Here is a 13,849-nt window from a genome sequence, read left to right on the forward strand (position 1 = left end):
ACAGGCAAACCCGGATGTCTCATTCAGAGCACCACCCTGCGCATCCGGACATGACCCCACCCGCCTTCTGCCGCACAATGCCACCCTGACCAAACCAGGTACCCGGCCCCATGAGCCTGCTGAAAACCGCGCTGCGCGAAAACACCTTCGTCTGCGTCATGGAGTTCGTTCCCAAGCCCTCCGCAGAACGCTTCGCCGCCATGGACGCGATCCTGGCCCGTGCGCACCTGTGCGGCTGGCCGATGACCGTGGCCATCGGCGACCGCGTCGGCAGCCCGCTGGACATGTCGCCACTGGACGCCCTCGCCTCGTTCAGCAACCCGGTACCCGCCCTGCCGCACTTCTCCGGCAAGGACCGCGAACGCCACCACCTGCTCGCCCAACTGCAACGCATGGATGCCGCCGGCCTCGACCAGCTGTTGCTGCTCACCGGCGACCGCCTGCCGGGCCACCAGCCCGGCCAGCGGCCGGTGCGCTACCTGGAATCGGTCGCAGCCCTGCAGATCGCCCGCCAGGCCTGCCCGCACTGGCTGCTTGGCGCGGCGCTCAACCCGTTCAAGTACTGCGAGGAAGAAGGCGGCGCCCAATACTTCAAGGCCGAGAAAAAACTGGCGGTGGGCGCCGACTTCCTCACCCTGCAACTGGGTTTCGATGCCAGCAAACACCAGGAAGCCATGCACTGGATGAACCGCCAGGCCAAGCCCAGGCCGATGCTGGCCTGCCTGATGAGCCTCACTCACGGGCGCGCGACGATGCTCGAGCACGTGGCCGGCGTGACCGTCACGCCGTCCATGCGCGACATGCTGGAAGCGGAAGCGGCGCAGTCCAAGGCCTTTGCCCAGGCACGCAGCGTCGACCGCCTGGCCTTGCAGATCATCGGCGTGAAGCTGATGGGCTACGCCGGCGTGCATCTGTCGGGGGTTCACGAACTCAAGCAACTGCTGGCCCTGGAGGCACGCATCGAGCATTGGCAGGCGCAAATCCACACACTGGAACAATGGGCGCCGGCCTGGCAGGCCAGCTGGCAGATGCCCGGCCTGCCGGCAGTCAGCTTCCATCCGCCGCAGGCAAGCTGGCGCCAGGGCGAGTCACGGGTCGATGCCTCGTTCAAGGAGAAAGCGCGCTATCACCTGATGCACGGCATGCATTCGCTGCTGTTCAGCCGCCGCAATGGCCTGAGCAAGGCATTTGGCTGGGCCGTGCGCCAACCGATGTGGGCTACCCGCCTTGGCGCGCAGGTGCTGCACAAGGTGGAACACGCGGTGAAGCACCCGCTGGTAGGCTGCGACACCTGCGGCCGCTGCCGCCTGGAAGACACCCTGTACATCTGCCCGGAAACCTGCCCCAAGGGCCTGGCCAACGGCCCCTGCGGCGGCACCGCGCTGAACCGCTGCGAGTTCGGCGACCGTGAGTGCATCCACAGCGTCAAGTACCGCACCGCCAAGGCGGTGCGGCAGACGGCGCTGCTGACCGAGCGCCTGATCCCGTGCATCGAGCTCGAGACACGCCACCGCAGCTCATGGCCGCAGTGGTTCCAGGCCCAGACGCCGCGTCAGCTCAGCCCGCAGCCAGCGCCTCGAACCCAGCCCGAATCGTAGCTTCGGGCAGTTCGTCGGCGATGAACACCATCACGCTCTCGCGGGTTTCACCCTCGGCCCATTCGGCGTCCCAGTCGAAGCCATAGAGTTTGAGCACACCCTGGAACACCAGCTTGCGCGCTTCACCGGCAATGTTCAGCACGCCCTTGTAGCGCAGCAGCTGCTTGCCGTGGGTTTCCAGCAGTTCGTTCATGAAGTCGCTGAGGCGGTCGATGTCCAGCGCGCTTTCCGTGCGCAGCACCAAGGTGGAGATCCGGTCCGGAATAGCGGGCTTGAGCAGCGGGCGTAGCGCTGGTTTCAGGTTCGCGCCCAGATCGGGGTTGAGGTTGAAACCACGCACATCCAGCAACTCGGCCAGGTCGATGCGACCATGCTCGACCACGCGGATCGCCGCCCGGCCATTGATGCGGGCCAGGCGCTCGCGCAGGGCCTCGACCGCAGCGGGCTCGACCAGGTCGGTCTTGCTCAGCAGCAGGCGATCGGCAAAGCCGACCTGGGCCTGGGCGATGGTCTGGGTCAGGTGCAGCTCGGCGTGGGCGGCATCGACCAGGGTGATGATGCCATCGAGGATGTAGCGCTCACGCAGCTCTTCGTCGATGAAGAAGGTCTGTGCCACTGGCGCCGGGTCGGCCAGGCCGGTGCATTCGATTACCAGGCGGTCGAAGGCGATCTCGCCGGCATCCAGGCGTTCGAGCAGCAGGTACAAGGCGCGGGTCAGGTCGCCATGGATGCTGCAGCACACGCAGCCATTGGCCAGGGTCATCACCTGCACCGGCTCGTCGCCCAGCAGCTGGCTGTCGATGCCGGCCTCGCTGAATTCGTTTTCGATCACGGCGATCTTCAGGCCGTGCTCGGCCTTGAGCATGTGCTTGAGCAAGGTGGTCTTGCCGGCACCGAGGAAGCCAGTGAGTACGGTTACGGGAATAGGCGTCTGCACGCAGAACATCTCCTGTGCGGAAAAAACACTGGCCTCATCGCCGGCAAGCCAGCTCCCACAGGTACCGCACAGACCTTGAGGCCTGTGGAGTACCTGTGGGAGCCGGCTTGCCGGCGATGAGGCCGGGACAGGTTAACGCTTGAGGCTCAACAGCACTTGGGCCCGGACTTGCCGCCATAACGCGCTTCCTGGCGTTCGCGGAAGAACTCCTCGTACGTCATGACCGGCTTGTCCGGGTGCTTGGTCTGCATGTGCTCGACGTAGTTGTCGTAGTCGGGCATGCCGACCATCAGGCGGGCTGCCTGCCCCAGGTACTTACCCAGTCGACCCAGGTCGTTGAACATCGCAGCAGTCCTCTCAAGCGTCAGGCAGGGCCTGGAACGGGGTTTCCTTGTCGGTGCGCTCCTTGCGGCCGAGGGCGGCGAAACCGACCTTGACAGCGAAGAACAGCACGCTGAACACCACCACCAGGAACAGCACGGTCAGGCCGGCGTTGGTGTAGGCGTTGAAGATCACGTGCTGCATCTGCCCGATGTCCTTGGCCGGGGCCAGTACCTGGCCGGCGTCCAGCGCGGTGCTGTACTTCTTGGCCAGGGCCAGGAAGCCGACTGCCGGGTTCGGGTCGAACAGCTTGATCAGGCCTGCGGTGGTGGTGCAGATCAGCAGCCACACGGCCGGCAGCAGGGTGACCCAGACGTAGCGCTGGCGCTTCATCTTGATCAGCACCACGGTGCCGAGCATCAGGGCGATACCGGCCAGCATCTGGTTGGAGATACCGAACAGCGGCCACAGGGTGTTGATGCCACCCAGCGGGTCGATCACGCCCTGGTACAGCAGGTAGCCCCACAGGGCCACGCAACCGGCAGTACCGATCAGGTTGGCAGTCCACGACTCGGTGCGCTTGAGCGCCGGCACGAAGCTGCCCAGCAGGTCCTGCAGCATGAAGCGCCCGGCTCGGGTGCCGGCGTCTACCGCGGTGAGGATGAACAGCGCCTCGAACAGGATGGCGAAGTGGTACCAGAAGGCCATGGTGTTTTCACCCGGCAGCACCTGGTGCAGGATCTGCGCGATACCCACGGCCAGGGTCGGTGCACCACCGGCACGGGCCAGCACGGTGTGCTCGCCAATGTCGCGGGCGGTGGCCTCGAGCTGCTCAGGGGTGATCAGGAAGCCCCAGCTGCTCACCGTTTGCGCAACCGACGCCACGTCTGCACCAACCACTGCGGCCGGGCTGTTCATGGCGAAGTACACGCCTGGCTCGATCACCGAGGCGGCGACCATGGCCATGATGGCAACGAACGATTCCATCAGCATGCCGCCGTAGCCGATGTAGCGGGCGTTGGTTTCGTTGTCCAGCAGCTTCGGCGTGGTCCCCGAGGAGATCAGCGCGTGGAAGCCGGACACCGCGCCACAGGCAATGGTGATGAACAGGAACGGGAACAGGGTGCCCTTCCACACCGGGCCGGTGCCGTCGGTGAACTGGGTCAGCGCCGGCATCTTCAGCTCGGGCGCGATGATCAGGATACCGATGGCCAGGCCGACGATGGTGCCGATCTTGAGGAAGGTCGACAGGTAGTCACGTGGCGCCAGTACCAGCCATACCGGCAGTACCGCGGCGACAAAGCCATAGCCCACCAGCATCCAGGTGATCTGCACGCCGGTGAAGGTGAACGCCGGGCCCCAGGTCGGGTCCGCGGCAATCTGGCCCCCCAGCCAGATCGAAGCCAGCAGCAGCACCACGCCGATGACTGAGATCTCACCGATATGGCCCGGGCGGATGTAGCGCATGTAGATGCCCATGAACATCGCGATCGGGATGGTCGCCATCACCGTGAACATGCCCCACGGGCTTTCGGCCAGGGCCTTGACCACGATCAGCGCCAGCACCGCGAGGATGATGATCATGATCAGGAAGCAGCCGAACAGGGCGATGGTGCCCGGGATGCGGCCCATCTCCTCGCGCACCATGTCGCCCAGCGAACGGCCGTTGCGGCGGGTGGACAGGAACAGAACCATGAAGTCCTGCACCGCACCAGCCAGCACCACGCCGGCGATCAGCCAAAGCGTACCGGGCAGGTAGCCCATCTGCGCGGCGAGTACCGGGCCGACCAAGGGCCCTGCACCAGCGATGGCGGCGAAGTGGTGACCGAAGAGGATGTGTTTGTTGGTCGGGACGTAGTCCAGGCCGTCGTTGTTGAGCACCGCCGGGGTGGCACGGCGTGGGTCGAGCTGCATCACCTTGGTGGCGATGAACAGGCTGTAGTAGCGATAGGCGACCAGGTAGATGGCCACTGCCGCGACCACGATCCACAAGGCATTGATCGCCTCGCCGCGACGCAGGGCAACCACACCCAGCGCACAGGCTCCTATGACTGCCAGCGCCAGCCACGGAATGTGGCGTAGCAGGCTATTATTGTTGTTCATGGTTTGCTTCCAGCTGGTGGATTGGAAAAGACCGCCCATCGAGTCTAGGGCGAGTCATCGCGCATTGCCACACTTGCTTTGGTCTAGAGCCTCTGCGGCCAGATTGCGGTACCTGATGTACATACCACTCTAACTATAGTCAGGATGTCACCTGAGGACCTATGCGAGGATCTACCCCATGAGCGATCACGACGAACGCCGCCGTTTCCAGCGCATCCAGTTCGACGCCCCGACAAAGCTGTGCCAGGGCGAACGTTGCTGGGAGGTGAAACTGCTCGATCTGTCCCTCAAAGGCCTGTTGGTCGAATGCCCCGAACCTTGGGATGCCGATCTGACCCAGGATTTCGAAGCGTACATCCTGCTCAACGACGAAGTGACCGAGGTACAGATGCAGGTCGAACTGCGCCACGAAGAACCCCACCGCCTGGGCTTCATCTGCCTGTACATCGACCTTGAGTCGATGAGCCATTTGCACCGTCTTGTGGAATTGAACGTGGCCGACAGCACCGAAATGATGCGTGAGCTGCGCGAACTCATCGAATAATGAAATCTCTTAGCTAGCTAATGGCTTCCCCACCTTGTGTTTCCTGTCTACCCAGACAGCTTTAAGCCTGGGTAGCAGCGTTTTGTACACACCCCTCTAGCACAGTCTCTGACGAGTTGGTACGCCTTCTGCATTGGGTTCTCGCACACCTTGCGGGCGCTCTTGTGCGCGCTCCGATCAAAATATTGTATACAATTCTTGTGGCAATCATTTGTAGGAAGTGTCTACAGTAGCACCACAACAATAAACAGAGAGCCTGCTCCATGACTACGTCCCCTAGCACGTCTCCCGCCAAGCGCCCCGAGGATGAAAACCTCGGCCTTGGTGCCAACCTGGCCTATGGTCTGCAGCATGTGCTGACCATGTACGGGGGGATCGTCGCGGTACCCCTGATCCTGGGGCAGGCCGCGGGCCTGAACGGTGCCGAAATCGGCATGCTGATCGCCGCTTCGTTGTTTGCCGGTGGCCTGGCCACCCTGCTGCAAACCCTCGGCCTGCCGTTCTTCGGCTGCCAGTTGCCGCTGGTGCAGGGCGTGTCGTTCGCCGGTGTGGCAACCATGGGTGCAATCCTCAGCAGCGAGGGCGGCGGTGGCCTGCCGGGCGTGCTCGGCGCGGTCATGGCGGCGTCGCTGATCGGCTTTCTGATCACCCCGGTGTTCTCGCGCATCACCAAGTTCTTCCCGCCGCTGGTAACCGGCATCGTCATCACCACCATCGGCCTGACCCTGATGCCCGTGGCCGCTCGCTGGGTGATGGGTGGCAACAGCGCCTCGCCGGAATTCGGCAGCGTGGCCAACATCGGCCTGGCAGCCCTGACCTTCGCCATCGTGCTGCTGCTGAGCAAGCTGGGCAGCGCGACGATCTCGCGCCTGTCGATCCTGCTGGCCATGGTGGTCGGCACCCTGATCGCCTGGGCGCTGGGCATGGCCGACTTCAGCAAGGTCACCGAGGGCCCGATGCTCGCCTTCCCCACGCCGTTCCATTTCGGCATGCCGGAATTCCACATCGCCGCGATCCTGTCGATGTGCATCGTGATCATGGTGACCCTGGTGGAAACCTCGGCCGACATCCTCGCCGTGGGTGAGATCATCGATACCAAGGTCGACTCAAAGCGCCTGGGCAACGGCCTGCGCGCCGACATGGCCTCGAGCATCCTGGCGCCGATCTTCGGCTCGTTCACCCAGAGCGCGTTCGCCCAGAACGTCGGCCTGGTAGCCGTGACCGGGGTCAAGAGCCGCTACGTGGTGGCCACAGGTGGCGTGATCCTGGTGGTGCTCGGCCTGCTGCCGATCATGGGCCGGGTGATTGCCGCAGTCCCTACTCCGGTACTGGGTGGCGCGGGCATCGTGCTGTTCGGCACCGTGGCGGCCAGCGGTATCCGCACCCTGTCCAAGGTCAGCTACAAGAACAACGTCAACCTGATCATCGTCGCCGCCTCGCTGGGCTTCGGCATGATCCCGATTGCCGCACCGACCTTCTACCACCACTTCCCGAACTGGTTCGAGACCATCTTCCACTCGGGCATCAGCTCGGCGGCGATCATGGCCATCCTGCTGAACCTGATCTTCAACCACTTCACCGCCGGCAACTCGGACCAGCAGTCGGTGTTTGCCGCCGCGTACGAGCGCACCATCCAGTACTCGGACATTTCAGCGCTGCGTGATGGCGACTACTTCAAGGATGGCAAGCTGTTCGATGCCGAGGGTAATGAAGTGCCGATGCTGGAACTGGACGAGCATGGCAATGAAACGGTCAGGCGCAGTGCGGTTGCCGAGCATTGACTGCTGACTGAGCGGTGAGGTGGGGGGCCGACGCGCATCGTCGGCCCCTTTTTCATTTTGCCTGTGCCGGCCCTTTCGCGGGTAAACCCGCTCCCACAGGGTTTGCGCAATCCTGAAGCTGATGCGGTACCTGTGGGAGCGGGTTTACCCGCGAAGAGGCCGGTACAGGCCACGAATTATTCGAACAGCGCATCCAGGGCCTGCTCCAGCCGGGTAACGGCAATCACCTGCAACCCTGCCGGAGCCTCTTTCGGCGCATTGCCCTTGGGCACGATGGCCCGCTTGAAACCATGCTTGGCGGCTTCCTTCAAACGCTCCTGGCCACTGGGCACCGGCCGCACCTCGCCCGACAGGCCGATCTCGCCAAACACCAGCAGGCCATGGGCCAGAGGCCGGTTGCGCAGACTGGACATCACCGCCGCCAGCAGCGCCAGGTCCGAGGCGGTTTCCAGCACCTTCACCCCGCCCACCACGTTGAGGAACACATCCTGGTCATGGGTGGGAATACCGCCGTGGCGGTGCAGCACTGCCAGCAACATGGCCAGGCGGTTCTGGTCCAGGCCCAGGGTCACCCGGCGCGGGTTGGCCAGGTGGCTGTCGTCGACCAGCGCCTGCACCTCCACCAGCATCGGCCGGGTGCCCTCCCAGGTCGCCATCACCACGCTGCCCGGTACTTCCTCCTGGGTGCGGTTGAGGAAGATCGCCGAGGGGTTGGACACCTCCTTCAGGCCGCGGTCGGTCATGCCGAACACACCCAGCTCGTTGACCGCGCCAAAACGGTTCTTCACCGCCCGCAGCAGGCGCAGGCGGCCATCGGACTCGCCCTCGAAATACAACACGGTGTCCACCATGTGCTCGAGTACCCGCGGGCCGGCCAGCGAGCCTTCCTTGGTCACGTGGCCGACCAGGAAGATCGCCGTGCCGCTCTGCTTGGCGTAGCGCACCAGCAACGCCGTGCTTTCGCGCACCTGGGCCACGCCGCCGGGTGCCGATTGCAGCTGCTCGGTGAAAATGGTCTGGATCGAGTCGATCACCATGACCCGCGGTTTCTCGACACGGGCCGTGGCGATGATGGTCTCGATGCAGGTTTCGGTCATCACCTTGAGCTGGTCCTGGGGCAGGCCCAGGCGCCGGGAACGCATGGCCACCTGCTGCTGCGACTCCTCGCCGGTGACATACAGCGCCGGCATGCCCACGGCAATGTTGCACAAGGTCTGCAGCAGGATGGTCGATTTGCCGATGCCGGGGTCACCACCGATCAACACCACCGAGCCATCCACCAGGCCACCGCCCAGCACGCGGTCCAGTTCGGTGCTGCTGGTGGTGAAGCGCGGGATTTCCTCGACACTGACTTCGGCCAGGGTCTTGATCTGCGCCTGCTGCCCGGTCCAGCCGGCACGGCCGCTACTGGGCGCAGCGGCACCGCCGCTTTCGATCATGGTTTCGACCAAGGTGTTCCAGGCGCCGCATTCGCCACACTGGCCGGCCCATTTGGGGAAGGTCGCACCGCACTCGGTGCAGCCATACAAGCGCTTGGCCTTGGCCATGGCTGGGGTCTCCTGGAAAAAAACCGCCATGATAGCCGAGCCGGACGTGCCTCGAACGCCTCGGGATGCGACAAAACTATTCGTTCTAACAGCAGTCTGTGGCCCTGAGCACAACGCATGAAGCGTTTGAGTGGCTTACACTGCGTAAACCTTACCTTTTGTTACAAGGAACCAAACATGGGCATGATCAGTGAATTCAAGGCCTTCGCGGTCAAAGGCAATGTCGTCGACATGGCGGTTGGTATCATCATCGGTGCGGCCTTCGGCAAGATCGTCTCGTCTTTCGTCGGTGACGTGGTCATGCCGCCACTGGGCCTGTTGATCGGTGGCGTGGACTTCAGCGACCTGGCAATTACTCTGAAGGCTGCCGAAGGTGACATTCCGGCCGTGGTGCTGGCGTATGGCAAGTTCATCCAGACCGTGATCGACTTCGTGATCGTGGCCTTTGCCATCTTCATGGGGGTGAAGGCGATCAACCAGCTCAAGCGTGAAGAGGCCGTGGCGCCGACTGCACCGCCTGTGCCGACTGCAGAAGAGACCTTGCTGACCGAGATCCGCGACTTGCTCAAGGCTCAGAATCAGAACCGCTTGCCCTGAGGCTGTATAGGGAACGCTGTGGGAGCGGCCTTGTGTCGCGAAAGGGCCGCAACGCGGCCCCAGGATTGATGCGCAACAGAGATATTTCTGGGGCTGCTTTGCAGCCCTTTCGCGACACAAGGCCGCTCCCACAGATACAGCGACAATTTCGAAATCAACGCTGTACCTGTGGCCTTGTGTCGCGATGGGCCGCAAAGCGGCCCCAACGGCCTTACCAGTAGTTCTCCACAGCCACCTGCCCCGGCCGCTTGCTCAGGCTCAATTGCAGGTCGCGCGCCTTCAGTACCTTGCGCGTTTCATCAATCATCTCTGGGTTGCCACACAGCATCACCCGCGAATGTTCCGGCGACAGTTCCAACCCCGCCGCCTTCTCCAGCTCGCCGTTCTCGATCAGCGTGGTAATACGCTGGTTCAACGCCCCCGGGTGCTGTTCACGGGTCACCACCGGAATGAACTGCAACTTGCCAGCGAATTCGGCCAGGTAATCGCGCTGCTCCAGCCCGGCGATTTCATCCACATAAGCCAGCTCTTTCGCTTCGCGCACCGAGTAGACCAGCTTGATGTTGTCGAAACGCTCCCAAGCCTCGAAGTCCTGCAGGATCGACATGAACGGCGCAATGCCAGTACCGGTCGCCAGCAACCACAGGTCGCGGCCACCAACGAAGCGGTCGAGGGTAAGGAAGCCGAAGGCCTGGCGGTCGATCAGCAGGGTATCGCCTGCCCCCAACCGGCTCAGCTCGCTGGTGAATTCCCCACCTGGCACCACGATGGAGAAGAAGTCGAGGTACTCGTCATGGGGCGCGCTGACCATGGAATAGGCGCGCCACACCACGCTGCCATCGGCTTTGGTCACGCCCAGGCGGGCAAACTGACCGGAACGGAAGCGGAACCCCGCATCGCGCGTAACCCGCAGGCTGAAGAGGTTCGGCGTGAGAGGCTGAACATCGAGCAGGGTCTGGCGGGTGAACTTTTCGGCGCTAGCGGTCATATCGGGCTCCAGGTTTGGCGTGCGCACAGTGTCGCGCAAAGTGGCGCGGATAAAAACCACTGCTTTGTAGGGCCTCATCTGCGGCGATCCTGCCGAAGTCGCATCGGATCCTGACCGCTATAACAAAAAAATCTCAGCACATTGGTAGGTCTTTTCCTACAATCATGCGGGCACCCAAACGGACTGGACCTGAGGCTCAAGGAGTATTTCAGATGCGCCACTGGAAACCCGAGTATCTTCGTGCGTTCGCCGACGAACGCTGCCCACAGGAGCTGTTCGGCATGGCCGTGCATATGGCGCAGGATCTGGGCATGGAGTACCTGGGGCTGAACATTCGCATCCAGATCGCTACGCAAACACCCCATCTGTTCATGTACAGCAATTACCCCCAGGAATGGATCGAGCGCTACCAGCGCGATGACCTCTACAAGCAGGATTCAGCCGCCAATGCGAGCCACGGCTCGACCATGCCAGTGCTGTGGACCGATGATCTTTATCGCGAGGCTCCGCAATTTCGTAAAGCTGCATGCCAGAGCGGTTTGCGCCATGGCTGGACGCAGTCATTGCACGACCAGCAGCACAACGAAAGCCAGATAAGCGTGGCCAGGTCCACCAAGCCCATCAGTATTGTCGAACTCTACAGAAAGGCCGGCAGTGTGCAGTGGCTGAGTCACACACTGCATGAGGTGATCAGCGCACATCACCTCACTGCACTATGCCCGCCGCAGCCGAAAATGAGCGAGCGGGAGCTGGAAGTGCTGAAATGGTCGGCCGCCGGCAAGACCGCCGCCGACGTTGCCTGCATCCTGTCACTGTCGCAAAGCACGGTAAACTTCCATATCCGCAGTGTCATCACCAAGACCAACGCCGCCAACAAGGCCGCCGCCATCGCCATCGCCGTCATGCGTGGCTGGATCTGACCTTCAAACCTGCGACCTTGGGCAAAGCCCTGTAGAATCGCCCGGCAAAGCCCGGGGCGAACCGCAACGGGCAGTTTCGTACCCGAGCCAGACGCCATGCCCCTGTTGACCACCCCCTACGCCGAACTCGACTTGATCCGCCAGCCGGAACAGGCCAACGACCCGCTGCAGGCTTTCGATGCCGCAGACGAGTACCTGCTTGCGCAGCTGCACGAACAGGCCCCAGGGGCCAACTGCCGGGTGCTGGTGCTCAATGACAGCTTCGGCGCCCTGGCCGCCAGCCTGGCGGGCAAGCTGCAGGTGGTCAGCAGTGGCGACTCACACCTGGCGCACCTGGCCCTGGAAAAGAACCTGGCACGCAATGGCCTGCCGTTCGACAGCGTGCCATTCGTGCCGGCCAGCGAACACTGGCAAGGCCCGTTCGACCGGGTACTGGTGCGCGTGCCCAAGACCCTGGCCCTGCTCGAAGAACAACTGATCCGCCTGCAAGGTCACCTGGCGCCCGGTGCGCAGGTGATTGCCGGGGCGATGATCAAGCACCTGCCACGGGCGGCCGGTGACCTGATGGAGAAGTACATCGGCCCGGTGCAGGCCTCGCTGGCGCAGAAAAAGGCCCGCTTGCTGACCGCGACGGTGGCCGAACGGCCGGTCGCCCGCTCGCCCTACCCTAGCCGCTACCGCCTCGACGCGCCGGCGCTGGAGCTGCTCAACCACGCCAACGTGTTCTGCCGAGAGGGGCTGGATATCGGCACGCGGGCGTTCCTGCCGCACCTGCCCCGCGAACTGGGCCGCGCGCGGGTGGCGGACCTGGGCTGTGGCAACGGCGTGCTGGCGATCGCCAGCGCCCTGGCCAACCCGGATGCCCAGTACACCCTGGTCGACGAGTCGTACATGGCGGTGCAATCGGCGCGGGAGAACTGGCAGGCCGCGCTGGGCGAGCGCCCGGCGGTGTTCGAGGCAGCCGATGGGTTGGCGGGGGTAGAGAAGCAGTCGCTGGACGTGGTGCTGTGCAATCCGCCGTTCCACCAGCAGCAGGTGGTGGGCGATTTCCTCGCCTGGCGCATGTTCCAGCAGGCGCGTGAAGCGTTGGTGGTGGGCGGGGCGCTGTATATCGTGGGTAACCGGCACCTGGGCTATCACAGCAAGCTGGCGCGGTTGTTCCGGGGGGTGGAACAGGTGGCGGCAACGCCCAAGTTCGTTATCCTGAAAGCCCGCAAGTAAGCCTGTACCGGCCCTATCGCAGGCAAGCCAGCTCCTACAGGTACTCCACTGCATTCAAGGGCAGTGACTTACCTGTGGGAGCTGGCTTGCCGGCGATAGGGCCAGAGCAGGCTTACCTCAATGGGTGGTCAGCCCCGCAGCCCCCATGAACAGGCGCATCACGTAGGCCGCCACGCCCAGGGCCGCCACGCTCATCGCCCAGATCAGCAGCAGCCAGCCCAGCCGCTGCCACAGGGGTTTCTTCTCGTCCAAGCCATGCTTGCCGGTCATCATGCAGACCTCCTAGTGATAGCCGTCTTCATGGGTCACCTTGCCGCGGAACACGTAGTAGCTCCAGAAGGTATACATGAGGATGAACGGCAGGATGAACAGTGTGCCCACCAGCATGAAGCCCTGGCTCTGCGGAGGCGCCGCGGCATCCCAGATCGAGATCGACGGCGGGATGATGTTCGGCCACAGGCTGATGCCCAGGCCGCTGTAACCGAGGAAGATCAGCACCAACGTCAGCAGGAACGGCGTGTAGTGCGCATTGCGCGCCACCGCCTTGAGCAACCCGTAGAAGGTCACCAGCACCAGGATCGGCACCGGCATGAACCAGACCAGGTTAGGCATGCTGAACCAGCGGTCGGCGATCTGCGGGTAGGCGATCGGTGTCCACAGGCTGACGATGCCGATCACTACCAGCAGCACCAGCGCCAGCGGCCGGGCGATGTCGTGCATCTTCTGCTGCAGCGACCCTTCGGTCTTCATGATCAGCCAGGTGCAGCCCAGCAGGGTGTAGGCAACGATCAGCCCCAGGCCACAGAACAGGCTGAACGGGGTCAGCCAGTCAAGGGTGCCACCGGCGAAATGCCGGTCGACCACCTTGAAGCCTTCGAGGAAGGCACCCAGCGCCACGCCCTGGAAGAAAGTGGCGATCAACGAACCCCAGATGAACGCCTTGTCCCAGATGTGGCGCTTGTCGGCCTTGGCCTTGAAGCGGAACTCGAAGGCCACGCCGCGGAAGATCAGGCCGATCAGCATCAGGATCAATGGCAGGTACAGGGCCTCCAGCACTACCGAGTAAGCCATCGGGAACGCCCCGAACAGCCCGGCACCGCCCAGCACCAGCCAGGTCTCGTTACCGTCCCACACGGGGGCGACGGTGTTCATCATCACATCTCGGTCCTGCTCGCCCTTGACGAACGGGAAGAGCATGCCGATCCCCAGGTCGAAACCATCCATCACCACGTACATCATGACGCCGAAGATGATGATCACGGCCCAGATCAGCGAAAGGTCGATACCCATGG

Annotated in this window: 13 protein-coding genes; 6 read left to right on the forward strand and 7 right to left on the reverse strand. The window is 63.3% G+C overall.

Features of this window, described 5'->3' with window-relative positions; genetic code table 11:
- Positions 1–110: 110 nt before the first annotated feature.
- The gene (locus tag ABX298_RS06315) at positions 111–1,598 is read left to right on the forward strand and encodes a methylenetetrahydrofolate reductase C-terminal domain-containing protein (RefSeq protein WP_286100566.1); all 1,488 of its coding nucleotides are present in this window, start codon (positions 111–113) and stop codon (positions 1,596–1,598) included.
- On the opposite strand, the gene yjiA is transcribed toward ABX298_RS06315, so the two are convergent.
- The 3 genes from yjiA to ABX298_RS06330 all read right to left on the reverse strand — a co-directional run bounded on the left by yjiA (position 1,558) and on the right by ABX298_RS06330 (position 4,959).
- Positions 1,558–2,535, reverse strand: a complete 978-nt coding sequence (gene yjiA, locus ABX298_RS06320) for a GTPase (RefSeq protein WP_084785352.1) — start codon at positions 2,533–2,535, stop codon at positions 1,558–1,560. The genes ABX298_RS06315 and yjiA overlap by 41 nt on opposite strands.
- Before the next feature lie 146 nt (positions 2,536–2,681).
- Positions 2,682–2,879: a YbdD/YjiX family protein gene (locus ABX298_RS06325; RefSeq protein ID WP_013974210.1), complete on the reverse strand. Its 198-nt coding sequence runs from the start codon at positions 2,877–2,879 to the stop codon at positions 2,682–2,684.
- Positions 2,880–2,892: 13 nt separating this feature from the next.
- Positions 2,893–4,959 (reverse strand): carbon starvation CstA family protein, encoded by a 2,067-nt coding sequence (locus ABX298_RS06330; protein WP_024087740.1) that lies wholly within the window; start codon positions 4,957–4,959, stop codon positions 2,893–2,895.
- A gap of 178 nt (positions 4,960–5,137) precedes the next feature.
- Between ABX298_RS06330 and ABX298_RS06335 the strand changes: the two genes are divergently transcribed.
- Both ABX298_RS06335 and ABX298_RS06340 read left to right on the forward strand, forming a co-directional pair.
- Positions 5,138–5,503, forward strand: coding sequence for a PilZ domain-containing protein (locus ABX298_RS06335; protein ID WP_075046373.1), 366 nt, complete (start codon positions 5,138–5,140; stop codon positions 5,501–5,503).
- A 263-nt stretch (positions 5,504–5,766) separates the two neighbouring features.
- On the forward strand, positions 5,767–7,284 hold the full coding sequence (locus ABX298_RS06340) for a nucleobase:cation symporter-2 family protein (RefSeq protein WP_075046374.1): 1,518 nt from the start codon (positions 5,767–5,769) through the stop codon (positions 7,282–7,284).
- A gap of 176 nt (positions 7,285–7,460) precedes the next feature.
- Here ABX298_RS06340 and radA read toward each other — a convergent pair whose 3' ends face one another.
- Positions 7,461–8,831 (reverse strand): DNA repair protein RadA, encoded by a 1,371-nt coding sequence (gene radA / locus ABX298_RS06345; protein ID WP_003251626.1) that lies wholly within the window; start codon positions 8,829–8,831, stop codon positions 7,461–7,463.
- Positions 8,832–9,008: 177 nt separating this feature from the next.
- Between radA and mscL the strand changes: the two genes are divergently transcribed.
- Positions 9,009–9,428, forward strand: coding sequence for a large-conductance mechanosensitive channel protein MscL (mscL, locus tag ABX298_RS06350; RefSeq protein ID WP_025340640.1), 420 nt, complete (start codon positions 9,009–9,011; stop codon positions 9,426–9,428).
- Positions 9,429–9,639: 211 nt separating this feature from the next.
- On the opposite strand, the gene ABX298_RS06355 is transcribed toward mscL, so the two are convergent.
- A complete protein-coding gene (locus ABX298_RS06355; protein WP_075046375.1) occupies positions 9,640–10,416 on the reverse strand; it encodes a ferredoxin--NADP reductase in 777 nt (258 codons plus the stop codon).
- A gap of 212 nt (positions 10,417–10,628) precedes the next feature.
- Between ABX298_RS06355 and ABX298_RS06360 the strand changes: the two genes are divergently transcribed.
- Both ABX298_RS06360 and ABX298_RS06365 read left to right on the forward strand, forming a co-directional pair.
- Positions 10,629–11,336, forward strand: a complete 708-nt coding sequence (locus ABX298_RS06360) for an autoinducer binding domain-containing protein (RefSeq protein WP_075046376.1) — start codon at positions 10,629–10,631, stop codon at positions 11,334–11,336.
- Positions 11,337–11,432: 96 nt separating this feature from the next.
- Positions 11,433–12,557, forward strand: coding sequence for a methyltransferase (locus tag ABX298_RS06365; protein WP_075046377.1), 1,125 nt, complete (start codon positions 11,433–11,435; stop codon positions 12,555–12,557).
- A 117-nt stretch (positions 12,558–12,674) separates the two neighbouring features.
- Here ABX298_RS06365 and ABX298_RS06370 read toward each other — a convergent pair whose 3' ends face one another.
- Both ABX298_RS06370 and cydB read right to left on the reverse strand, forming a co-directional pair.
- Positions 12,675–12,830 carry a DUF2474 domain-containing protein gene (locus ABX298_RS06370; RefSeq protein WP_008094148.1) on the reverse strand — a complete coding sequence of 52 codons (156 nt, stop codon included), beginning with the start codon at positions 12,828–12,830 and terminating at the stop codon, positions 12,675–12,677.
- A 9-nt stretch (positions 12,831–12,839) separates the two neighbouring features.
- A complete protein-coding gene (cydB, locus tag ABX298_RS06375; RefSeq protein WP_025340644.1) occupies positions 12,840–13,847 on the reverse strand; it encodes a cytochrome d ubiquinol oxidase subunit II in 1,008 nt (335 codons plus the stop codon).
- Positions 13,848–13,849 lie beyond the last annotated feature (2 nt).

The sequence above is a fragment of the Pseudomonas sp. X4 genome (assembly GCF_040784925.1).
Taxonomy (GTDB): domain Bacteria; phylum Pseudomonadota; class Gammaproteobacteria; order Pseudomonadales; family Pseudomonadaceae; genus Aquipseudomonas; species Aquipseudomonas putida_Z.